At 47.0% G+C, this 23,415-nt stretch carries 17 protein-coding genes and 1 CRISPR repeat array (1 of these 18 running past the window's edge); of the genes, 16 read left to right on the forward strand and 1 reads right to left on the reverse strand.

Annotation, left to right across the window (positions count from 1 at the left end; translation table 11 throughout):
* Nucleotides 1-406: 406 nt before the first annotated feature.
* The gene (locus J0X21_RS09730; RefSeq protein ID WP_206812012.1) at nt 407-1,225 is read right to left on the reverse strand and encodes an IclR family transcriptional regulator; all 819 of its coding nucleotides are present in this window, start codon (nt 1,223-1,225) and stop codon (nt 407-409) included.
* A 336-nt stretch (nt 1,226-1,561) separates the two neighbouring features.
* On the opposite strand from J0X21_RS09730, the gene J0X21_RS09735 reads away from it, so the two are divergent.
* From J0X21_RS09735 to cas2, 16 genes are all read left to right on the forward strand, one after another.
* On the forward strand, nt 1,562-2,749 hold the full coding sequence (locus tag J0X21_RS09735) for a CaiB/BaiF CoA transferase family protein (protein WP_206812013.1): 1,188 nt from the start codon (nt 1,562-1,564) through the stop codon (nt 2,747-2,749).
* Between the two features lie 31 nt (nt 2,750-2,780).
* Entirely contained in the window at nt 2,781-3,938 is a 1,158-nt protein-coding gene (locus tag J0X21_RS09740) for an acyl-CoA dehydrogenase family protein (protein ID WP_206812014.1), read from the forward strand.
* Between the two features lie 15 nt (nt 3,939-3,953).
* Nucleotides 3,954-4,811, forward strand: coding sequence for a 3-hydroxyacyl-CoA dehydrogenase family protein (locus J0X21_RS09745; RefSeq protein ID WP_206812015.1), 858 nt, complete (start codon nt 3,954-3,956; stop codon nt 4,809-4,811).
* Nucleotides 4,812-4,822: 11 nt separating this feature from the next.
* Nucleotides 4,823-5,599, forward strand: coding sequence for an enoyl-CoA hydratase/isomerase family protein (locus J0X21_RS09750; protein ID WP_206812016.1), 777 nt, complete (start codon nt 4,823-4,825; stop codon nt 5,597-5,599).
* A gap of 66 nt (nt 5,600-5,665) precedes the next feature.
* Entirely contained in the window at nt 5,666-6,856 is a 1,191-nt protein-coding gene (locus J0X21_RS09755; RefSeq protein WP_206812017.1) for a thiolase family protein, read from the forward strand.
* A gap of 116 nt (nt 6,857-6,972) precedes the next feature.
* Nucleotides 6,973-7,725, forward strand: a complete 753-nt coding sequence (locus J0X21_RS09760; protein ID WP_206812018.1) for an alpha/beta fold hydrolase — start codon at nt 6,973-6,975, stop codon at nt 7,723-7,725.
* Between the two features lie 112 nt (nt 7,726-7,837).
* On the forward strand, nt 7,838-8,005 hold the full coding sequence (locus tag J0X21_RS09765; protein ID WP_206812019.1) for a hypothetical protein: 168 nt from the start codon (nt 7,838-7,840) through the stop codon (nt 8,003-8,005).
* A gap of 66 nt (nt 8,006-8,071) precedes the next feature.
* Nucleotides 8,072-8,320: a hypothetical protein gene (locus tag J0X21_RS09770; RefSeq protein WP_206812020.1), complete on the forward strand. Its 249-nt coding sequence runs from the start codon at nt 8,072-8,074 to the stop codon at nt 8,318-8,320.
* Nucleotides 8,317-8,724, forward strand: a complete 408-nt coding sequence (locus J0X21_RS09775; RefSeq protein ID WP_206812021.1) for a ribonuclease toxin HepT-like protein — start codon at nt 8,317-8,319, stop codon at nt 8,722-8,724. Before J0X21_RS09770 ends, J0X21_RS09775 begins: the two co-directional genes overlap by 4 nt.
* Before the next feature lie 729 nt (nt 8,725-9,453).
* Nucleotides 9,454-10,134 carry a CRISPR-associated protein Cas5 gene (gene cas5, locus J0X21_RS09780; protein ID WP_456238515.1) on the forward strand — a complete coding sequence of 227 codons (681 nt, stop codon included), beginning with the start codon at nt 9,454-9,456 and terminating at the stop codon, nt 10,132-10,134.
* A complete protein-coding gene (locus J0X21_RS09785) occupies nt 10,124-12,253 on the forward strand; it encodes a hypothetical protein (RefSeq protein ID WP_206812022.1) in 2,130 nt (709 codons plus the stop codon). Before cas5 ends, J0X21_RS09785 begins: the two co-directional genes overlap by 11 nt.
* A complete protein-coding gene (locus J0X21_RS09790; RefSeq protein ID WP_206812023.1) occupies nt 12,246-13,130 on the forward strand; it encodes a type I CRISPR-associated protein Cas7 in 885 nt (294 codons plus the stop codon). Before J0X21_RS09785 ends, J0X21_RS09790 begins: the two co-directional genes overlap by 8 nt.
* Nucleotides 13,127-15,319 carry a DEAD/DEAH box helicase gene (locus J0X21_RS09795; protein WP_206812024.1) on the forward strand — a complete coding sequence of 731 codons (2,193 nt, stop codon included), beginning with the start codon at nt 13,127-13,129 and terminating at the stop codon, nt 15,317-15,319. Before J0X21_RS09790 ends, J0X21_RS09795 begins: the two co-directional genes overlap by 4 nt.
* 253 nt (nt 15,320-15,572) lie before the next feature.
* Entirely contained in the window at nt 15,573-16,322 is a 750-nt protein-coding gene (gene cas4, locus J0X21_RS09800) for a CRISPR-associated protein Cas4 (RefSeq protein ID WP_236006194.1), read from the forward strand.
* A gap of 3 nt (nt 16,323-16,325) precedes the next feature.
* Nucleotides 16,326-17,357 carry a type I-C CRISPR-associated endonuclease Cas1c gene (gene cas1c, locus J0X21_RS09805; protein WP_206812025.1) on the forward strand — a complete coding sequence of 344 codons (1,032 nt, stop codon included), beginning with the start codon at nt 16,326-16,328 and terminating at the stop codon, nt 17,355-17,357.
* Between the two features lie 15 nt (nt 17,358-17,372).
* The gene (gene cas2 / locus J0X21_RS09810; RefSeq protein WP_206812026.1) at nt 17,373-17,663 is read left to right on the forward strand and encodes a CRISPR-associated endonuclease Cas2; all 291 of its coding nucleotides are present in this window, start codon (nt 17,373-17,375) and stop codon (nt 17,661-17,663) included.
* 172 nt (nt 17,664-17,835) lie between these two features.
* Nucleotides 17,836-23,415: direct repeats of the CRISPR family, unit length 32 nt; unit sequence GTCGCACCCCTCGCGGGTGCGTGGATTGAAAC; it runs 2,814 nt beyond the window's last position.

The raw sequence follows: 23,415 nt of genomic DNA on the forward strand, positions 1-23,415 counted from the left end.
CCCAATAGACCGTTTTTCAGAAAATACATTGTGTTTTTACTAAAAGTTATGGTCACCTCCTCATAGTACGGCTACCATTTGCACATTCTGTCTTACGACTTGGAATCCGCTTATTAACAATAGGTCAGCGCTTATTGTTCCATATGTGGAACAATATACCCTGCCTGTAACAATATTATAATCCTTTTTCTTGATTAATCAATATCTTTTTATATAATTTTCTGAAAAACAAAAATAATCTCATTCTTGAAATGAAAACGGCTTACGAATACTTCTTAGGAAAGAAAAAAGGAATCTTACCCCTCAATATTCGAGGAGCCAGATTCTCTTTAAGTATTCTTGAATATTGTAGAGGGCACAAGCAAGTTGAACTGGAGAACTTGATGCCTGACATTTCCCAGGGATGTTAATCTTCATCCTCATCTTTAATAAGAACTTCGAAGGGAGGCCTTCCTCCCGAGGTCTTGGTTAATTTGGTAGCTGCTTCTAAGACTTTGCTTCCGTAAAAGGATACATTATCAGTGTCTGTTTGTTGGGCTAGGAAGAGACAACTTATTACCTGTTTTACATTGCCATGTAAATCGAATACTGGTGCAGCAACCCCACAAACACCTGGCAAATATTCCTCATAACTTTCGGCATATCCCTTGCGCCTTACATGTTCAAGCTCTTGCATAAACTCTTCAAGGTTCGTTATCGTTTTGTTTGTAAATTGCCGAAGCCCAATATTCTTGATTATCTCTTCAGCTTTCATCTTGTCCATAAATGCTAAAAAGCATTTTCCAAAAGACGCACTAGTTAACGGGAACCGTTGCCCGATATTAACAGTTACTCTGATCGGCAAGGAGGGCTCTTCTTTGGCTATATACATTAATCTGTTATTAGAAATTGGTTCTAGTAATACAGCGGTTTGCTGGGTTTCCTGACACAACCATTTTAGATGGGGTTTGCTAAGTTCAAGGTAGTCTATAAACTCGGAAGCCCTAGTACCTAGCACTACAAGATGAGAACCAAGGCTATACTGTTTTTTCTCTTCGTTATAAAAGACAAAATTAGAGTTCTCAAGGACTTTAAGGATACGATGGCAGGTGCTTTTGTTGATAGAAATATTTTTTGAAATATCAGATAAAGTGCTCGCGCGATGCTTATAACGGCTAAGATATTCTAAAATCTTTATTGCTGACTCAACAGCTGGAACTATAGAACGTTCTTGTTTTTCAACCATATAACTACCTCTTCAGTATTTATTTAGTGTTTCGCTAATAAAAATTAGTTTCATATATCATATTAAATTTGCTCCGTTTATTCAACTATCGGAAAAAGATTTTATCAACAAATTATAGACATTTTAGATTTTTCAAAAAAGTATTGACTTAGGGGCTGAAGTGTTATACGATGGTTCCACAAGAGGTATATAGTTCCATATGTGGAACGCTATGAGCGATTTGTTTCTGTATGTTCATGTTTGGATTCTATACCCTTGGTGGAATCGCTGGTTTTTCCATATGGTTTTACTTATTTAATTAAGCAGATAGTTGTTTGTAGTAAGGAGGAGAAGGTTATGTCAGGCCCGTTAGCAGGCATTAAGGTATTGGAGTTGGCTAGAACACTGGCAGGCCCATATTGTAGTATGCTTTTAGCGGACATGGGGGCAGATGTTCTAAAAGTAGAACAACCCGGGATAGGGGATGAGACCCGGGGTTATACGCCGCCGGCCATGGCCGGGGAAAGTTGTTACTACTTAAGTCTTAACAAAAACAAAAAAGGCATTACGCTGAACCTCAAAACCGAAGAGGGCAAGCAAATTGTAAAAGAGCTGGTGAAAGAAGCAGATGTGTTGGTCGAAAACTTTCGCACCGGGACCATGGAAAAAATGGGTTTGGGATACGATGTGCTTAAGGAAATCAACCCGCGTCTGGTTTATTGTGCGGTAAGCGGCTTTGGCAGGACGGGGCCCATGAAAGACGAGCCCGCGTATGACCTGGTTATGCAGGCCTTTGGAGGTCTGATGAGTGTTACCGGGGAACCGGACCGGCCTCCTGTCAAAGTCGGTTTCTCCATAGTAGATTTAACCACCGGGATGCATGCATGTATTGGTGTCCTGCTCGCTCTGTGGGCCAGGGAAAAGACAGGCAGAGGCCAGTTTGTAGAGGCGTCGCTTCTAGAATCTATAGTTTCTTTGCAAACATATCTGGCCCAAGGCGTGATGGCTACGGGCACGGTTCCCGGGCGTCTGGGATCAGGACATCCTAACTTGGCTCCCTATCAGGTGTTTGAAACCAAAGACAGTTACGTCATTATAGCCGTTCCCAATGACTGGTTATGGCGCAAAATGTGCGATGCTTTGGGTTTGGATGATTTGAAAGAGCATCCCAAGTTTGCGGTTAATGCTAATAGGGTGAAGCACCGTACAGAACTTATTGAATTGATGACTGAATTTACCCGGAGCAAAACGACCAAGGAAATTTCTACTAAACTTAAAGAGGCTGGAGTTCCGGGAGGGCCAATTAACAACATAGCTGACGTTCTAGCTGACCCCCAGGTTATTCATAGGGGAATGATTCAAGAAGTTGAGCACCCCACCATCGGTACCCTCAAGCTGCTGGGAATTCCGATAAAATTGTCGGAGACTCCCGGCTCAATCAGGATGGCACCGCCTACCTTGGGCCAAAACAACACAGAAGTGCTCAGCCGGTTGGGATATACAGCGGAAGAAATCGCTGCTCTGAAGGATAAGGGAGTAATTTAGATAATTGTGTGGAGAAGGGAAGGAGAAAACAATGGATTTTACTATTGATGAAGACCTGGCGCTAATTGTTAAAACTATTAAAGACTTCGTCGACAACGAAGTCGATCCCCTGGGGCAAGCCATCGATGAACAAGACAGGATTCCTCAAGAAATTATTGACACTGCCAAAGATATGGGCCTGTTTGGTTTAAGTATTCCGGAAGAATACGGCGGGACAGGTCTAAGCATGTTGGGCAAGTGCCTTATTTTCGAGCAGCTGGGCCGGACTGCCAACGGGTTCACCACTTTTATTGGCGCCCATAACGGCATAGGTACGGTCGGAATCGTCGAACTGGGCAATGAAGAACAAAAGAAAAAATATCTTCCCGACTTGGCCGCTGGCAACCGCTTTGGAGCTTTTGCCTTGACCGAACCGGAGGCTGGTTCTGATGCGTCAAACCTAAGAACCGTTGCGTTTCGCAAGGGAGACAAATACATTATTAACGGTACCAAACACTTTATCACCAACGCCACTGAAGCCAGTGTTTTTACGGTAATGGCGGCAACGGACAAGTCAAAAGGCGCTAAAGGGATAACTTCTTTCATCGTTGAAAAGGACTTCCCTGGTTTCTCAATTGGTACGGTAGAAAGGAAAATGGGACTGCGGGGTTCTCATACTGCAGAAGTAATACTTGAAGATTGTGAGGTTCCTGCGGAAAATGTTTTGGGCCAAGAGGGTCAGGGTTATGTCAACGCTTTAAAAATTCTGGCCAACGGACGCGCAGGTCTTGCAGCCCGCAATTTAGGCTCTATGCAAAAACTGTTAGAGCTTAGCTCTCAATATGCTCAGCAAAGGATTCAGTTCGGCAAACCCATCGCCTCTTTCCAGGCTATCCAGCACTATCTGGCTGAAATGGAAGCAGATATCCAGGCCACGAGAGCCTTGACCTACCGCGTTGCTTGGATGGTCGATCAAGGCATGAAAATAATAAAAGACGCAGCGACTGTTAAATATTTCGCTTCGGAAGCATATTGCCGGGTTGCTGATAAAGCCTTGCAGATTTTCGGAGGGATGGGTTACATAAAGGATTTTCCAATCGAACGCTACTATCGCGACGCGAGGATTACCAGGATTTACGAAGGGACTTCGGAAATTCAGAAAAACATCATTGCCGCTCAGCTTTTAAAAGAGTATGAATTAGCTCAATAATTAGGGGGAATAAGTGTGAATATAAACAAAGTCGCAGTCATCGGAGCAGGCACTATGGGGCGGGGTATTGTCCATCTCTGTGCCCTGGGCGGTTTTCAGGTTAATATGCAGGATATTAGCGTCGAGCTTCTGAAAAAATCGGTAGATATCATTAGCGCTAACCTGCAAAAAGGGGTGGAGCGAGGGAAAGTAACATCCGAAGCTAAAGCTGCAGCCCTGGCCCGCATAAATTGTATCAGTGAATTAGAGGAAGCCGTTAGAGATGTGGATCTCGTCATTGAAGCCATTCCCGAAATTATGGAACTTAAACTTGAGACATTCGCCAAGTTGGACCAGTTTTGTCCTGAACATACGATTTTGGCCACTAACACATCAACCATGAGTATCACGGAGATTGCTTCAGCAACCAAGCGGCCGCAAAAAGTAATTGGACTTCACTTCTTTAATCCTGTTCACATGATGAAATTGGTTGAGATCATCCGCGCCTTGGATACCTCCGATGAGACATACAATGTTTCATCAGCCTTTTGTAAGGAGATTGGCAAAGAAACCGTGGAAATTAATGAATTTCCCGGTTTTGTCACCTCGCGCATTAATTGCCTGATCGGCAACGAGGCGTTCTTAATGCTGCAAGAGGGCGTAGGAACGCCTGAAGACATCGACAAAGCGCTTAAATTGGGCCTAAACCATCCTATGGGTCCCTTTGAACTCGTGGATTTAGTAGGGCTTGATGTAAGGTTAAGAAACCAGCAGTATTTGTACGAGACTCTGGGCGAAAAATACAGGCCCGCTCCTTTGCTGGTTAAATATGTAAAAGCCGGTAGATTGGGGCGTAAGGTTGGTAAGGGCGTCTACGATTACACTGGGGAATAAGGGGGCTCGATATGGGTTACAAGAATTTGCTCTTAGAATATGACGCCGAAATATGTGTCGTTGTGATCAATCGACCTGAGGTCAGAAATGCCTTAAACCGGGAGACTTGGGCGGAACTCGCCCAAGTAACGGAGCAACTGCAAAAAGACGAGAAGGTTAAGGTAATTATTTTTACCGGCGCAGGGGACAAAGCATTTGTAGCCGGAGCGGATGTAGCGGCTTTGAAAGACCGGAGTTTAATGGAGACTTTTTATAACGAAAACCAGGCCGTGCTGAGCAAGCTGGCTGCAGTGGATAAGATAACAATTGCTGCTATCAATGGCTTCGCATTAGGGGGAGGTTGTGAACTGGCGCTAGCCTGTGATCTGAGAGTAGCCTCTGAGAATGCCAAACTGGGCCAGCCGGAGTTAAACCTCGGTATCTTGCCAGGGGCCGGCGGTACCCAGCGTTTAACGCGCTTGGTTGGAATAGGAAAAGCCAAAGAACTCATTCTAACGGGTGAGGCCATTGATGCAGCAGAAGCATGGCGCATAGGCTTAATCAATAAGGTCGTTCCTGTAGGTCAGGCCGTCGCTGCTGCCAAAGAAATGGCACGCAAAATCCTGAGCAAAGGCCCCTTGGCGGTTCGCGTTGCCAAATCCGTGTTGGATTGGGGCAGCAATACAAGTCTTGACCAGGGATTGATCCTTGAGAGACTGGCTCAGACAATCTTGTTTGCTACGGAAGATCGGATCGAAGGGCTGAGCGCATTCTTGGAGAAAAGGCCACCCAATTATAAAGGAAGATAAGTTGTGAGAAAAATTCTATTAAAAAAGGGCGATGAGATCGTCCCAGGTCAGAGGAGGACAAATTAAATGCAAGAAGCAGTCATTTTGGCCGGTGTACGTACAGCTGTCGGCAGAGTTGGGGGCAGTTTGCAGGATGTAGAGGTTGATTTCCTGGCGGCTCGGGTTATCCGGGAAGTTCTCGATCGCAGCGGTATCCCGGATCAAGCTGTGGATGAAGTCATCCTCGGTCAGACTAAACAAAGCAGCGACAATCCAAATTTGGCCCGTCTGTCCCTATTGCGCGCCAATATGCCTGAAGACGTACCCGCTTATACTGTACACCGGCAGTGCGGGTCCGGTCTGACGGCAGTCAATAACGCCGTTCAAGCGATCTGGTCCGGTTATTCCGATCTTGTGATCGCCGGTGGAGCAGAAAGTATGAGTACTGCTCCCTACTACCTTAGAAATGCGCGCTATGGCTATCGTATGGGTAACGCTGAAATTTTGGACCCCAATACAGAAAGCCAGCCGCGTTGTCAGCCGGAGGAACGCTATGGCCGTTTGACCATGGGACTTACGGCGGAAAACTTGGCCGAAAAATATAACATCAGCCGCCAGGAACAAGATGAGTTTGCCTTGATGAGCCAGGAGCGGGCTCTGCGCGCGATTCGGAATGGATTATTTAAGGAAGAAATAGTTCCGTACGAAGTGAAACAAAAAAAAGGAGTTACCGTGTTTGACACAGATGAGCATCCGCGGGAGACGACCCTGGCCCAGTTAGCCAAATTGCCGCCGGTGTTTAAGGACGGTGGAAGCGTGACTGCCGGGAACTCAAGCGGCCGTAACGATGGCGCCGCTGTTGTGATCATTGCTACCCCTGAGAAGGCAAAAGAATTTGGCCTTAAGCCCATTGCGAAGGTAATCGGCATGGGGGCGAGAGGAGTGCCGCCCCAGATTATGGGGATAGGTCCGGTGCCTGCTACACAAGCTGCTTTGAAAATGGCTGGCCTCACTCTGGGTCAGATTGACTTGATTGAACTTAATGAGGCTTTTGCAGCCCAGTCTTTGGCCGTGGTTAAAGAATTGGGATTAGATCTCGAAAAAACCAATGTCAACGGCGGGGCCATCGCCCTGGGACATCCTCTAGGGGCCACAGGGGCAATTATTTTAATTAAATTGCTCAATGAGTTGCGGCGTACAGGGAAAAAATACGGCTTGGCGACATTATGTATCGGTGGCGGTATGGGTATTTCGACCATTGTGGAAAATCTAACCTGATTAGCCAAGCTGCTGAGAAACGTGAAAATGGATGTTCAAAATTCGTCAAAGGTAGTCAGTCATCGGAAGAATGGTATAATGAAGCAAAACTTTAATTAAACGAAAGGAACAGTCTCATGTCACACGTAACCGTAGCAGGGGCAGATATCTTTTATGAACAAATGGGCAATAAACAGCCAACTGTTGTTTTTGTCCACGGAGCAGGCGGATCGAGTCGGCATTGGTTCCGCCAACAGGTCGCATTAAACGGTGTTTGCCGGACAATAGCCGTTGATTTACCCGGCCATGGGGCATCGGGAGGCCGGCTTCTTAGTACCGTGGGCGAGTTCGCAAAATTTTTGGCAGATTTTACGTCATCATTATTCCTCGATGAGTTTGTCGTGGTGGGACATTCCTTAGGCGGAGCGATAGCACTAGAGTTTGCCCTGGAGTTTCCAGAGCGGCTAAGAGGACTGATATTAATCGGGACCGGTGCGCGCCTAAGGGTTAAACCCGATATTCTTGAGGCATTGGGCAAGGGAGAAAAACCCTTTCGTAATGCCGAGCATCTTTATTCCGCTTCTGCTCCGGCGGATGTATTAGAAGAAGCGTTTGCGGAAATCGAAGGCATCCCGTCTGAGGTTTACTTCGCTGATTTTAAGGCATGCAATACATTCAACCGGATGGAAGATGTTCGAAAGATTAAAATTCCCAGTCTCATAGTGGTTGGATCTGAGGACAAAATGACTCCGGTTAAATACTCAGAGTATCTTAATACTCAGTTAGATAACTCCGAGTTGACAATTATTGAATGTGCAGGACACCGATGTATGTCTGAAAGGCCGGATCATGTTAATAGACTGCTGGTTGATTTTCTCGCTCAATTGTAGGCTCGCAGCTTTTAGTTGCCGTTGCGAGGGTGGACTTGTCCATCGCGCACTGCGCTTAAGTAATTTCAAAAATCGGACCCTGATGACCTTAATCTTTAGGATTAGCTGGGCCGTGGGGATTTCTGTCTCCCCTTCGGCTGCGAATGTGATCGCGATCTCCGGCTTGGCTGAGCGCTCTCCGGTGTACATCGGCCCGGTCTGGAACGGGCCGTATGCGGTAATTACGTCTGTGGTATTGATTGGCGTGCTTTTTGGGATGCAGTGGCTGGGGTGGGTGTGAGCGGATAAGTGAGAATTCGTTTGGATTTAATATTCGTTTAAGTTCACATTATGAAGGGAGCATTAGGTGCTCCCGAATTTTTATGCAAATGAAAAAGGAAAAAGGAGATTAATGGAGAAAATGGTAAGGAGAGAAATGTTGGTGGAGGGAGGGCTGAAAAAGCGGAGAAGATTTTTTGGAGGAAGAGAAGTTGTTGAAAGAGATGGAGTGGTGCTATTGACCATAGCCGAAAAAAGTGCCGCAATTTATAAGGGACTTATTGCCAATATCGATCAGATTGGGAGTTATGTCAAGCACACGTCGACTCCATTATGAAGTTGGTGCGAGAGATCGCGAAAAACCAGGTAGCAGCGCGTCACTCGGATGTAATGGCCGTAGCCGCTTACTTACACCATTTCTATACCGGTGTAGAGGCAATTTTTGAACGGATTTCCATTGTTTTTGACGGAAGGCAACCTATTAGTGCGAATTATCAGCGTGAGTTGTTAAGTTCAATGACCTTAGAGATACCGGATGTTCGACCCCGGATAATTACAAAGGATCTTTGGAAAGTGTTAGATGAGTTGCGGGAATTTAGAGATATGTTCCGGCATGCGTACGGGGGAGAGCTGAGCTGGAGCAAGGTCGAAGTCTTAGCATCTAAAATTGACTCGCTAAAAAGCAGTCTTAGCTATCAGATTGAAAATTTTATCAAATCCGTAGAAGATATGAATAAATGATTCTACTGCAAAAACCCCTTCACTTTAACTGTATAAGAAGGATATTTATCTCCCCTGTTGAATTATTAAGTATAAAGAAGTAATCAACCGAACGATGGAGATAAATAGATTTTTGGGGGGTGCAAATGTTCCAAGGTATATCTTCCGATTAGAGGGTGATAACCCGTGAATACTTTGGCCAAACCTCATTTTCGCGATCTACCTCAAGGTGAATGTGCCGGAACCCCAATTTTGCTTAAACTATGGGATCGTTTTGTCTTTTCCTTTCTCCTCACTTAAGCTGGAATCAATAAAGTGAGTGGTGTGCCCACCTGGATGGCTGCTTTTCTCTATGTTGTCTGCATTGTCGCCAATTGTTCATCTGAAGCCAAAATGGCTGAGATGGCCGGTAGAGATGCGTTACTATGGTTAGTTGTTAGGTTAAAAAAAACTTGTGGTAATCACTGAAAGACTGCGATATGAAAAAGAAAGATTTGTAGACGTCTTAGTACTTGATCCATTACAAAGCATTAAAAAACCAAAATGTCAGAATAGTGCGCTTATAAAAGTGTGCACAGCCTTGGGTGTTATTTTAGGAGATATTATAGAACTGGTACCGGATACGTTAGATCATAAATTATAGCTTAATGTACTACGTCTCGCGCCAAAGTCCTGTTTATGGGACATATACGGCTGTAATTAATATTGTTTAAGACCATAAATAGTTTAAGTAATTTGAATGAAAGGTTGATGCTCATGGTACGATTGTCTTATCCCATTGCAATGGAGATAGCCGGCAACACTGCAATGTGGACAAGGCCGGATAGTGGTGACTGTCCGGTCAGCTATCCAGCTCCAACCTATTCTGCGGTTAAGGCTATTTTTGAATCCGTTTTATGGGGGCCAGATATAGAAATAATTCCCACAAAAGTAGAGTTGTGTACTCCCATACAATACCACTCTTATTGCACTAACTATGGAGGGCCTTTACGAAAACCCAAAGATATTAAAGAGGGAAATAATTATCAGTTGTATGCCACCGTGTTAATTGATGTCTGTTATAGACTGTATGCAGAGGTTGTTCCCAATAAAGAAAAAAGCAGATTGCCGGAAAGGGCTGTGCAATGGGATAAAAAAACGACCTCACCTGGTCATGCTTATAAAAACATTTTTGAAAGAAGGCTCAAACGAGGCCAGTGCTATTCCATTCCTACATTGGGGTGGAAAGAATTTACCCCCTCTTATTTTGGCCAATTTAGGGAGACAACACAGGTGCTGTCCGATGCGCGCCCCGTAATCATACCATCTATGCTGAGACAGGTTTTTTCCAAAGGATATGCCTCTTCGGTTTCCTATGTATACGACAATGACCTTGTCATTCAAAACGGAGGGTTGGAGTATCCGAAAAGGAGTGAAAACTATGCTCAATGAATTGTATAGTTTGTCCACTGCTTTGAAAAGTAAAGGGATCAGCACCAAGGAATGGCATAGGGAATATAAACCCCTACCCAAGGTTACGACTAAAGCACCCTGTATACGAATATGGCTTGCCAAGGACGGCTCGATCCGTGGACTTGAGAGCATAAGTGCAGAGGTTGCCCAGTCACTGAGAAAATACGGGAATAACCAAGGAACCTTTCCCGCTTTCAATATCGTTCCCCTTTACCGCCTTATCGATAAAGAACCGCTTTCCGAGTTGGAACGAATCGAAAAAGGTACTATACCCCTCGATTTTGACAAAATTAAATCATGGTGCGTCAATGACAACTGGAAAGAAAGAATTGTCAAAAAAATTGATAGAAGCTTGCACAATATTCCTCAGACCCTTTCAGATTTAATTGGAGATCAAGAACAACCTGAACGAACTCTCGTTTCAGAATTAATTCGATTAGCATCCGGTTTCACAAATGAGCCTGATAAAAGCTTTAAATCCGCACTGGAAAAGTGCATTTTCGCAAAGCTTCAAAAACAAGAAGACCTTGGCATTTTGCTTCCTATGCTATTCCACAAAGGTAACCCTAAGAAAGATCATAACGATGACACGGGTACGTCAATTTCAGTTGTTTTGGATTTGTTTGACTGGCAACAGTATGGATATCCCGTAACAAGCCAGCACACCACCGAATGGATCAACGATATGCTGCTGAAATCCAGCTTGCTGAGTGTATCCAAACAGTCTGAGGATGTCAGAAGTGATGCCTTTGGGATTCCTTTTATTAATCCCAATGAACCTATGCCGAGCGTGAAACTCAGTGGATTTGAGGTAACCTTGCGTTCAATGTTCAGCGGGCAGCCCTGTCAGTATCGTTATGAACAGATCGATGATGGTTCCTATCCCATTGCCATGGAAAATCGATCGCTTGCCAAAAAATCACTGGAATGGGTTGTCGGCCTGGAACGGGAGGGTGTTACATGGCGAAAAATTGATAAGAACGAAATCGTATTTGTTTACCCTTCCAAGTTGCCGGAGATTCAGCCAAGATTCGCTTCAATTTTCGGCTCCAGTCAAGCAGAAAGTTCCGCGCAGGCGGAAGCGCGTTTTGAAAACATCGCCAAAGACTTTATTAGGACGCTCAGAGGTCTTTCGGCAAAGGAAAAACCAGATTTTATCCAGATTTTCACAATCCGTAAACTGGACAAAGCCCGCTCAAAGGTGATATTTACCCGAAATTGCTCGCCGGAGCTGCTCATTCAAGCGGCGGAGGACTGGGAGGCCGGATGCCGCAATACGCCGGAAACAGACTTGAGTGAACGAATAATTCCTTTTCCGCTGCAAGTGGCTCGAATCGTCAACAATGTGTGGAAGCAAAACGGGGAGTTGGCACAAGGCAAGACTGCCGTTGAACGAATGAAATATTATCAGGGCATGGAATTACTGCTTGACCTTATGCAGGAAAGTATGATTGGCAATTACCTTCATACCGTACTTACCCATTCATCCGGGTTGGTAAGCTATACCGGCAATTGGGTGCATGGCGGTTCAAAATGCAAGGACAAGACAGAGGAGAAAACTTTAGAGAAATTAAAAAATGAAACGGTTCTTTTGTTGTCTGTACTTGGACTGCTACTTTATAAACGTGGTGATAGAAAGGAGAAATACATGGAAAATATGGCTTATTTAGTTGGACAGCTCTTGAAAATATCCGACGAGCTTCATACATTTTACTGCAAAATTATGCGAAAAGGGGATGTTCCGCCACAACTGGTGGGGAGTGCATTGTTTGTGACAGCCAGTGAAACGCCGAATCAGGCGATTGCGCAATTGTCTCTCCGAATGAACCCCTATTTAACCTGGGCGAAGCAATATCGTTTTAAGGACAAAACTAAAAATGAGGAGACTTGGAGAGCAGGCTGGCTTCTCAGTTTATATGAAGATGTGGCAAACAAACTATATTCTACAATGAAGGATCCAACACGGTTTGGTGATTTTGAAAAGGCACAGCTTTTTATTGGCTATCTTGCATCGTTTCCTAAAAGAGAGTCTTCGGTAACAGCAATCGGTGATGACAACAATAATGAAAATAATATAGGAGGGGCTAATCATGAATAGTGAAATCAAGCGTGCAACCGGTCTTTTGGTCATTGAAGTTGTAAACTCAAATGCGAACGGCGATCCGGACAGAGAGAGCGATCCACGCCAGCGTCCAAATGGCATTGGTGAAATCTCACCGGTTTCCTTTAAGCGCAAGCTACGTGATTTGTTGGAGGATCACGATAGTGCGTTTTATCAGAGCCTTCCAGAGGTTTATGTTAAGAACTCAGAGCATTACTGCGTATTAGAATCACGTGGGCGGGACAGGAAGTCCATTCAAAACGAGATGTCAAAAGATATTAAAAGCTTTGATCAGAAGAATTTCTTGGAGAGTACTTTTGTTAAGAAATATTGGGATGCAAGAGTCTTCGGGAACACTTTTTTGGAAGAAGGAGCGAATAAAGGATTTATAAAAACAGGCGTTGTTCAGTTCGGTGTGGGTACGTCGATCTCTCCGGTTAATATCATTCGCCACACCAATACGAATAAAGCTGGTGTACAAGAGGGTAAAAATGCCGGAATGGCGCCTCTGGCATTTCGAATTGTGGAACACGGCGTTTATTGTATGCCATTTTTCGTGAATCCAAATTTTGCCGCTAAGACAGGCTGCACGCAAGAAGATATTGACTTGCTTAAGCTTTTAATTCCCAAAGCGTATGATTTAAATCGTTCCGCCATTCGTGCTGATGTGCGCATTCGTCATGCTTGGTATATCGAACATCTGAATGCGCTTGGCAGTTGTCCAGATTATCTTCTTTTGGAAGCGCTTACACCAAAGCGTATTGGCGATATGACCATTGCGTCTACGACTTGGGCTGACTATGAGGACAAGACAGCTCTGCCGGAGGAATTGAAGGCTAAGGTGAGTTCCGTAACCGACCTGATGCTGGTATGATTTACTACGCACACAGTAAAAAAGGTGAAATCCCTGAGCAGGAGTACTCGGTACATATTCGCGGCGTAAGGTCGCTTGCCCACGAATATGTACAGGATATGAGTTACTATGCAAACTGTGACAAATCACTGCTATTACAGATAACAGAAAAAGCCTCCACATTTCACGATCTAGGCAAACTGAATCAAGAAAATCAGGATGTGCTTGCCGGGAAAAATCCAGCCAAATTTCTTCCGCGAAATCATGTCGATGCGGGAGCCGCATATTTTCTGAAGAGCGAACACTTTTCCGCTTTCTCCGCCGCTCTAATCCAGGCTCACCACATTGGCTTTCCTGATTTTACTGTCGAAATGAACAAGGGTGATGAGGCGATTTTTCGGGATAGTTCCATTGCTTCTGATGTGGATAGGGAGTTGCCGAAACTTGAAGTCATTCACAACAACCTCATTAATAGCCATTTTGAGTATGGTGGGGAAGAAATCAAAGGAGATCGCTCGGTTTTCCTGCGGATGCTCTTATCATGCCTTGTTGATGCGGATCACACCGATACGGCCATCCATTACCGGAAGTATCAGACTGAAATAAGCCCGGTTAAATTGCGCGCCGCTGAACGGCTTGCCCAATTAGACCGGCAGATTGCAGCGCTAAAACAAAAAGGAGCCGATGATGATCGGAATGCTCTGCGTAATGAGATGTATTTAGCGTGTCGAAACGCTGACATTGATGCTGGTATAACTTCCTGTGACAGCCCGGTTGGCTCTGGAAAGACAACGGCGGTCATGGCTCATTTGCTTGCACAGGCAGAAAAGCGCGGACTGCGGCGTATCTTTGTTGTACTGCCATTTACGAATATCATTAAACAATCAGTTGATATCTATCGGGATATGCTCGTTTTGCCGGGTGAAAACGCTGAGGAGGTTGTAGCGGAGTTGCACCATCGCGCGGACTTTGAAAGCGAGGATGCCAGACACCTAACCGCGCTTTGGCGGGCGCCCATTATTGTGACAACTGCTGTTCATTTTTTTGAAACGCTGGCATCGAATTCCACCGCAACCTTGCGCCGCTTACACGAATTGCCCGGAAGTGCTATTTTTGTGGATGAATCGCATGCTGCGTTGCCGGCCAAACTTCTGCCCATTGCCTGGAAGTGGATCAACATTTATGCTGCGGAATGGAAGTGCTACTGGGTTTTGGCGTCCGGTTCACTGAATCGATTTTGGACAATCCCGGAAATCGCCGGTACCAAAAACTCCAACATTGTACCGGAAATTATCGATGACGAACTGCGTAGACGTCTTTCTGTCTATGAAAACAATCGGATTACTTATCATAGTGATTTACGACCGAAAGGTACGGCGGAGCTTGCTAAGTGGATCGTCAATTTTCCGGGGCCGAGACTGGTTATCTTGAACACGGTTCAAAGTGCTGCCGTATTAGCAGACTATTTTTCAGAACGCTTTGGCCGAGAGTGTGTCGAACATCTGTCTACGGCTTTGACTTCAAATGATCGGGACAACACACTTGAACGGGTAAAAAAGCGCTTAGAAAACAAAAAAGATACCGATTGGACTTTGATAGCAACGTCGTGTATTGAAGCCGGCGTAAATCTGTCTTTTAGAAATGGATTCCGTGAGCTTGGATCACTGGTATCGCTGCTGCAAGCTTCAGGACGTGTCAATCGAGAGGGCGTTCTTGATGATGCGGAGATGTGGACATTTTGTATTTTAGAAGACGGAATGTTAAAGCTCAATCCGGGTTTAAAGGAGCCTGCCGCTGTTCTTAAAGGGTATTTTGAAAGGGGCAGAACCATTGCACCGGAATTGAGTACACAATCCCTTGCTGATGAAATCGCCTTATATGGACTATCGGGAAAACATAAAAAATTGGTCACCGATGAGGAATTACAAAACTTTCGTCAGGTAGAACGAGATTTCAAGGTGATTGACAGCGATACCTGTCTTGTAGTTGTTGATTCAACCGTGGCAAAGCGCTTGCAATATGGAAAAGTCGATTGGAAAGAACTACAAAAAGTCTCAGTTCAAATTGCCAAATATAAGTTGGATGAACTGAGAACGCCTATGATAATGGATAATATTTATAGGTGGAATCTCGAATACGATCGTTTTCTCGGGTATATGGCGGGTATTGTAAATTTGAAAAAGTACATCGGAAAAGCACTTATAATCTAATTGCTCATTTAATACTACACATCATATTGGAATTATCGGTTCTACAGCAAACAATAAAGACCAGACACTCCAAGTTATTATGCTTAGACATGACTGCTCTTTATAACCGGCTTGAAGCTGTACTCGCATTATTAATTCATATCTAAGTGAACACACTTGTTCCCTTTTTCTTGTCGAAGACGGGGGAAAGAGGATGGATGAAAAAATGTTGAAAGGTTAATTCTTATACTAATTTCTAGGCGGTGTAAATGATTTGGAATATTATGCACATTCTGACAGTCAGAAGGATATTAGGGAGTGGCATTTGTTAAGAGACAATAATAGGGAAATGAAAAATTCCCAATCATATGAAGATGAAGATTTACTGGCCTTATCCGGTATTCAGCATTTTGCTTTCTGCGAAAGGCAGTGGGCGTTAATCCACATTGAAAAACAGTGGGAAGAAAACGTCCTTACCGTAGAAGGCAAACAAATGCATGAGAGAGTGGATGACCCGTATTTTTCGGAAACCAGAAATAACGTTAGGATCGTGCGTTCTGTTCCTTTGGTTTCGAGGAGACTGGGTTTATATGGGGTAGCTGACGCAATTGAATACTGGCAAGACCCTGGAGATACCTCTTCAACAATAATTAGTATTGTTGAATACAAAAGGGGAAAACCAAAAGCAGATGACAGGGATAAAGTTCAATTATGCGCTCAGGCCCTCTGTATAGAGGAAATGTTAGGGGTAAAAATCGATACAGCCTATTTATTTTATGGTGAGACAAGGCACAGGCATCGGGTTGATCTTGACGAAACATTGAGAGCGAGGGTCAGAAAGCTCACGGCTAGAATGCACGATCTATACGAAAAAGGAATAACTCCCATGGTTAAAAAACAGTCAAAATGCAGGAACTGCTCCTTGGAAAACATATGTGTACCTGACCTCGGTACAAAACGGAATGTGACTGAGTACTATCTGAAGAATTTGGTTGAGGAAGCGCAAAAGGATGCGGGAGAATAGCTGATGAGGAAAATGCTAAATGTACTGTATGTGACAACTCCAGAAGCCTATCTGGCGAAAGATGGGGAGAATTTGGTGGTTAAGGTAGAGGATAAAGAAATCTTCCGCACGCCGATTCATTACCTGGAAGGGATAGTCACATTCGGTTATACAGGGGGCAGTCCGGCATTATTAGGTCTATGTGCTGAAAGGGGAGTATCAGTTACATTCCTAAGCGAGCATGGGAAATTTCTTGCAAGTATTTCCGGACCGGTTAAAGGCAACGTACTTTTAAGGCGCAAACAATACAGAATGGCTGATTCGCCGAATGATTGCACAAAATTAGCTTCGCGCTTTATCATCGGTAAAATAGCGAACTGCAGAACGGTGCTGAGACGTTTTATCAGTGATCATGGGGAAAAGTATAGTGTTGATAGGAATGAGCGCATTAATAAAGAGTTAGCCCGAAACATTGTTAGAGTTAGCAGGGCTTCATCCATGGATGAAATTAGAGGTATAGAGGGAGAAAGCGCAAGAGACTATTTCTCAGTATTTAACGATATGGTGCTCAGCCAGAGAGAACATTTTTTTATGGTAGAGCGAAGCCGAAGGCCACCAATGGATAACTTAAACGCTTTGCTTTCTTTCTTTTATACATTACTGGCAAATGAAACAAGAAGTGCCCTCGAAACTGTAGGGTTAGATCCCTATGTAGGTTTTCTGCACCGTGATCGCCCAGGCAGGCCCGGTCTGGCATTGGACTTAATGGAAGAATTCCGCCCTTATATGGTGGATAGACTTGTTCTCAGTCTGATCAACCGGCGGCAGGTTACAGCTGATCACTTTGTCAAGAAGGAGTCAGGTGGTGTAATCTTAAAGGAAAAAGCGAGAAAAATCGTATTAGAGGCTTGGCAAACAAGAAAAAGAGAAGAAATAACTCATCCTTTTTTGAACGAAAAGATAACCGTAGGGCTTTTGCCTTATGCCCAAGCTTTGTTGCTTTCCAGATATCTCAGAGGTGATATGGACGATTATCCACCTTTTGTCTGGAAATAAGGGAGGTAAGCTGCAATGATGGTGCTAATTACGTATGATGTGAACACCACATCAGAAGCTGGGAAGAAAAGACTCAGGCAGGTTGCCAAGCAATGTGTCAATTACGGGCAAAGAGTACAAAATTCCGTTTTCGAATGTCTTGTCGACCCTGCCCAGTTTGCCCAGCTAAAAAACAAGTTGGAGGGGATAATAGATTCAGAGGTAGACAGCTTGAGATACTACTTCTTAGGGAGTAACTGGAAAAGAAGAGTAGAACATGTAGGTGCAAAAACAACGTTTGATCCAGAAGGAGTGATAATCGTTTAAGTGAAGTGCGAACCTCATGTGAACATGATTTGCTGAGGGTATCGCATGCGGCTTGAATAGCTGCTTTTTGTGCAAAAACCGACTCTTTTGGAAGAGCCTGAAGTTATCAAAGCTAGGGTTCGCGAAGATAAGAACCTTAGCTATTGATATAGCCTGCTTTTTTGCAGGTGCTGTCGCACCCCTCGCGGGTGCGTGGATTGAAACACCTTCGCCAACTACATCACCTCCAATCAAGGCAAGTCGCACCCCTCGCGGGTGCGTGGATTGAAACGGCGCCCAAACCTCTGGGCTAAGTCATCACCATAGTCGCACCCCTCGCGGGTGCGTGGATTGAAACTTTCACGGGCTCGAACACCTTCACGGCTAGCTTGGTCGCACCCCTCGCGGGTGCGTGGATTGAAACCTCCCAGGTGTACCAGGAACGCCCAGTTTTTACAGTCGCACCCCTCGCGGGTGCGTGGATTGAAACTACACTTGCACTCATTTCAGCAAGTGTGCTAGAATCGTCGCACCCCTCGCGGGTGCGTGGATTGAAACCGCTGTGATGTTGCCAGCACAAGCATACCAGGTTCGTCGCACCCCTCGCGGGTGCGTGGATTGAAACATTGTTCCACTCTCTTCCTGGGCCTAAATATCACAAGTCGCACCCCTCGCGGGTGCGTGGATTGAAACCGGCGCTATCTTCTCCAGGTCGCGCCAGTCTCCCCGTCGCACCCCTCGCGGGTGCGTGGATTGAAACTTTTCGAGCTCTTCAGTGCTTTGATCATGGAGATCGTCGCACCCCTCGCGGGTGCGTGGATTGAAACATCCGCTGCCGGGGAGTGGTTGGCGGGCGCATGCAGGTCGCACCCCTCGCGGGTGCGTGGATTGAAACCGTACGGTCTTCGGCATAAAACACACTCAACAATTGTCGCACCCCTCGCGGGTGCGTGGATTGAAACCTGCCAGAAGCTTTTGGGTAAGCACGCCATCAAGTCGCACCCCTCGCGGGTGCGTGGATTGAAACATGATGACCAGCATTCGCTCATCATAACCAAGTGCGTCGCACCCCTCGCGGGTGCGTGGATTGAAACATTTTATATTCAGGGTAAATTTTCCTGTTGTCCCGCGTCGCACCCCTCGCGGGTGCGTGGATTGAAACCCTTATGGCCATGGCGAGAAGTCAGCCTTACTTGGTCGCACCCCTCGCGGGTGCGTGGATTGAAACCTGTGGACCCGGTTTCCAGCCGTTCTCCATCGACGTCGCACCCCTCGCGGGTGCGTGGATTGAAACTTGCACCCACGGTGGGATCTGTCTTAATCAGCTCGTCGCACCCCTCGCGGGTGCGTGGATTGAAACCCGGCTGACGTCGCAAAAGATAAGCTCAGCCCCCAGTCGCACCCCTCGCGGGTGCGTGGATTGAAACAGGCCGAACTTCTCATTGAGCGCCATTAGGTTAAGTCGCACCCCTCGCGGGTGCGTGGATTGAAACTTAATCTTTGCCTTGCTGGCCCCACAGGTGCATTGTCGCACCCCTCGCGGGTGCGTGGATTGAAACAGATTATTGGTGTTGGGAATCAGCTTGCCGATCTGTCGCACCCCTCGCGGGTGCGTGGATTGAAACATCATATTGATGGAACCAAACATAACCATGATCTGTCGCACCCCTCGCGGGTGCGTGGATTGAAACTGCTCCGGGATCCGTACTTGGCTGAGTGCATGGAAGTCGCACCCCTCGCGGGTGCATGGATTGAAACAAATTCTCAGTTAATAACAACATCGTAATTGGAACGTCGCACCCCTCGCGGGTGCGTGGATTGAAACGTGAGAAAGAGTATCATTTTTTTGTTAGTATTAAGTCGCACCCCTCGCGGGTGCGTGGATTGAAACCTTAATGTTTCAACATAATCAACAGATTGAAGTAGTCGCACCCCTCGCGGGTGCGTGGATTGAAACTTCCTTGGCACCGATTCTGCGAACAAACTCACTTTGTCGCACCCCTCGCGGGTGCGTGGATTGAAACAGAAGGCGTTGAATCCACTGTAGCGGCCACGGATTAGTCGCACCCCTCGCGGGTGCGTGGATTGAAACTTTACCATGATGGGGAAAAAGTGAAGATTGCCCGCGGGTCGCACCCCTCGCGGGTGCGTGGATTGAAACTGTAGCGCTGGGGACGGAAGTCGATGCCGTCGCGGTCGCACCCCTCGCGGGTGCGTGGATTGAAACGAAAATGCTTGGGCACGGCAGGGACCAGTCAATAGTCGCACCCCTCGCGGGTGCGTGGATTGAAACCTCTCTTGTAATATTAAAGAAACACTCCATTTTTGTCGCACCCCTCGCGGGTGCGTGGATTGAAACTTACCCGGCGGAAAGGGAAACAGCAATATGGTTACGGTCGCACCCCTCGCGGGTGCGTGGATTGAAACAATAGCCTCCACCGCTTCAAGGAGGCGGATATCCCGTCGCACCCCTCGCGGGTGCGTGGATTGAAACTTCAGTAGATAACTGCTCCATGCGGTTTTTTATTTGTCGCACCCCTCGCGGGTGCGTGGATTGAAACAGGGAATGTTGACCTTGGCTGATGGGGATGAGGTTGTCGCACCCCTCGCGGGTGCGTGGATTGAAACATAATAATATCGGCGTTGTCCAGTCATTGGCTCCGTCGTCGCACCCCTCGCGGGTGCGTGGATTGAAACCTCTTAGAGAATACAGGGTTAAAAGAAATGGACAGTCGCACCCCTCGCGGGTGCGTGGATTGAAACCGCTTGGTTTTTGTGAGCATTTCGCGCGTGATATAGTCGCACCCCTCGCGGGTGCGTGGATTGAAACGAAAAGAATAAGGCTACCGCGCTGGAAATGCTGGGTCGCACCCCTCGCGGGTGCGTGGATTGAAACCCTTTAACCCCAAATGTAAAATTCGCAACCTTAAGTCGCACCCCTCGCGGGTGCGTGGATTGAAACTACGTTGACACGGATGAGCATACCGTGCAGAATAGTCGCACCCCTCGCGGGTGCGTGGATTGAAACCTGGTGGCGCTGATTGCTGGGGCTGCGCACGATTAGTCGCACCCCTCGCGGGTGCGTGGATTGAAACAGGACTCTCGGTGGATTTGGCGGAATGCTCTCAAAGTCGCACCCCTCGCGGGTGCGTGGATTGAAACCTGGACATATAAGGCCCCCTGGTTAGCGCCGTTAAGTCGCACCCCTCGCGGGTGCGTGGATTGAAACATTAGCTTTCTTAAAGCGTTTAAACATTTCAAGGTCGCACCCCTCGCGGGTGCGTGGATTGAAACGCTGATTATCATGGTGGTTATGCGGTCGCACTACAGTCGCACCCCTCGCGGGTGCGTGGATTGAAACTTGTTTCTCAAAAGCCGATAAACAAGTTACGCCTAGTCGCACCCCTCGCGGGTGCGTGGATTGAAACGTTCGTAAGGTTGAACCTGTGCCCCTCAAGCGCCGTGTCGCACCCCTCGCGGGTGCGTGGATTGAAACACGAGATAAAAGAATATGAGATGTATCTTGATGAAGGTCGCACCCCTCGCGGGTGCGTGGATTGAAACTGTATCAAGGTATCATTACCGCTTTGACCGTGGTGGTCGCACCCCTCGCGGGTGCGTGGATTGAAACACTTTCGTGATATTCAAGATAGTCTTCTCTGCTGGTCGCACCCCTCGCGGGTGCGTGGATTGAAACGCCCTGCTGTTTTTGGCGTTCTATGGCCTGACGGATGTCGCACCCCTCGCGGGTGCGTGGATTGAAACACCAGAAAAAGCTGTGGCTTTCAATTGCGGTTTTGTCGCACCCCTCGCGGGTGCGTGGATTGAAACTTGTGTATTTACCTATGATCAAACTAATGTTAAGTCGCACCCCTCGCGGGTGCGTGGATTGAAACGGGTACGTGGAGTGCTGGTCAAAAATTAGTTGTAACAGTCGCACCCCTCGCGGGTGCGTGGATTGAAACAAAATTTCTCTGTCCCTTAGCAAAAGAATTAAAGTCGCACCCCTCGCGGGTGCGTGGATTGAAACAAAACGACAAGTGAAGAGACTTTGATCAAGCCCGTGTCGCACCCCTCGCGGGTGCGTGGATTGAAACATCTTCTATGGCATTAAAGGCATTGCTGGTGTAGTCGCACCCCTCGCGGGTGCGTGGATTGAAACATGTGCTCGAAAAAGTAATTACCAATCCTACGCGTCGCACCCCTCGCGGGTGCGTGGATTGAAACCGAGTACTCCGAGAGCATCCGGATGAACTGGCCAGGTCGCACCCCTCGCGGGTGCGTGGATTGAAACCCTAGTTCCTTCGCAATCTGCCAGTCTTTGCAGTAGGTCGCACCCCTCGCGGGTGCGTGGATTGAAACAATGCGCAAAAAGTCAACGAGCGAATAGCGGCAAGTCGCACCCCTCGCGGGTGCGTGGATTGAAACGCGAATGACGAGTGGATAACGCGTCGGAGTAAAGTGTCGCACCCCTCGCGGGTGCGTGGATTGAAACTGGTTTTGTTGTACTCCCGGTTGAGCGGGATCATATCGTCGCACCCCTCGCGGGTGCGTGGATTGAAACTGAGATGGTAGTGCATCTTTCGGACTATGTGGCATCGTCGCACCCCTCGCGGGTGCGTGGATTGAAACAAGAGTCCGCAGAAGCAATGAGGGAGGCTTTAGAGTCGCACCCCTCGCGGGTGCGTGGATTGAAACAAAAGCCTTGTGCACCATCTGATTCGAGGACCGGGTCGCACCCCTCGCGGGTGCGTGGATTGAAACGTTTTCGATGCGCTGTGAGCGGGTTTTGTTGTACGTCGCACCCCTCGCGGGTGCGTGGATTGAAACTTCGAGCAACCACATACCCTACACCTCCCCTTGTGTCGCACCCCTCGCGGGTGCGTGGATTGAAACTTAGGGTTAATCTATACATAGCGACCGGAGGGACCGTCGCACCCCTCGCGGGTGCGTGGATTGAAACTTAGGGTTAATCTATACATAGCGACCGGAGGGACCGTCGCACCCCTCGCGGGTGCGTGGATTGAAACTCTCGGACTTTGGCCGGAATGAATACGTATGTGCGCGTCGCACCCCTCGCGGGTGCGTGGATTGAAACCTTTACATTTGGACAATACCCATTATAATTACACGTCGCACCCCTCGCGGGTGCGTGGATTGAAACCTGTCAACCAAGTTGAGGATGAATTCCTGTCGCGGTCGCACCCCTCGCGGGTGCGTGGATTGAAACTTAGGTATCAAAGTGAGGGATAAAAACATGTGTAGTCGCACCCCTCGCGGGTGCGTGGATTGAAACACGGCTAATTATGCAGCGTAAGCGTTGGATTCCATGTCGCACCCCTCGCGGGTGCGTGGATTGAAACTGCTTTTCTTGGCAAGCGGTAAAGTACGCGCTTCGGTCGCACCCCTCGCGGGTGCGTGGATTGAAACTCGTTATCAACACCAGACACCATCGACGCGAAGCGCGTCGCACCCCTCGCGGGTGCGTGGATTGAAACATCAATCGCTTTTCTTAATTCGTCAGACATAGGCTTGTCGCACCCCTCGCGGGTGCGTGGATTGAAACGGCAATCAACTTATCCAATTCTTCCCCAGGATCCGTCGCACCCCTCGCGGGTGCGTGGATTGAAACATTAAAAAGACAGATGAAGATAGGATTCAATTATTGTCGCACCCCTCGCGGGTGCGTGGATTGAAACAAATGTACAAGAATCTCCTCTATCTTTTACTGGAGTCGCACCCCTCGCGGGTGCGTGGATTGAAACAAGAATTA

It is taken from the genome of Paradesulfitobacterium ferrireducens (genome assembly GCF_017310645.1).
Taxonomy (GTDB): domain Bacteria; phylum Bacillota; class Desulfitobacteriia; order Desulfitobacteriales; family Desulfitobacteriaceae; genus Paradesulfitobacterium; species Paradesulfitobacterium ferrireducens.

Coding starts and splice junctions, on each gene's coding strand:
- J0X21_RS09760 (WP_206812018.1), top strand. CDS start 6,973: ATGTCACACGTAACCGTAGCAGGGGCAGATATCTTTTATGAACAAATG.
- J0X21_RS09795 (WP_206812024.1), top strand. CDS start 13,127: ATGATTTACTACGCACACAGTAAAAAAGGTGAAATCCCTGAGCAGGAG.
- J0X21_RS09775 (WP_206812021.1), top strand. CDS start 8,317: ATGAAGTTGGTGCGAGAGATCGCGAAAAACCAGGTAGCAGCGCGTCAC.
- J0X21_RS09790 (WP_206812023.1), top strand. CDS start 12,246: ATGAATAGTGAAATCAAGCGTGCAACCGGTCTTTTGGTCATTGAAGTT.
- cas1c (WP_206812025.1), top strand. CDS start 16,326: ATGAGGAAAATGCTAAATGTACTGTATGTGACAACTCCAGAAGCCTAT.
- cas5 (WP_456238515.1), top strand. CDS start 9,454: ATGCTCATGGTACGATTGTCTTATCCCATTGCAATGGAGATAGCCGGC.
- J0X21_RS09750 (WP_206812016.1), top strand. CDS start 4,823: ATGGGTTACAAGAATTTGCTCTTAGAATATGACGCCGAAATATGTGTC.
- cas2 (WP_206812026.1), top strand. CDS start 17,373: ATGATGGTGCTAATTACGTATGATGTGAACACCACATCAGAAGCTGGG.
- J0X21_RS09730 (WP_206812012.1), bottom strand. CDS start 1,225: ATGGTTGAAAAACAAGAACGTTCTATAGTTCCAGCTGTTGAGTCAGCA.
- J0X21_RS09785 (WP_206812022.1), top strand. CDS start 10,124: ATGCTCAATGAATTGTATAGTTTGTCCACTGCTTTGAAAAGTAAAGGG.
- J0X21_RS09755 (WP_206812017.1), top strand. CDS start 5,666: ATGCAAGAAGCAGTCATTTTGGCCGGTGTACGTACAGCTGTCGGCAGA.
- J0X21_RS09740 (WP_206812014.1), top strand. CDS start 2,781: ATGGATTTTACTATTGATGAAGACCTGGCGCTAATTGTTAAAACTATT.
- J0X21_RS09735 (WP_206812013.1), top strand. CDS start 1,562: ATGTCAGGCCCGTTAGCAGGCATTAAGGTATTGGAGTTGGCTAGAACA.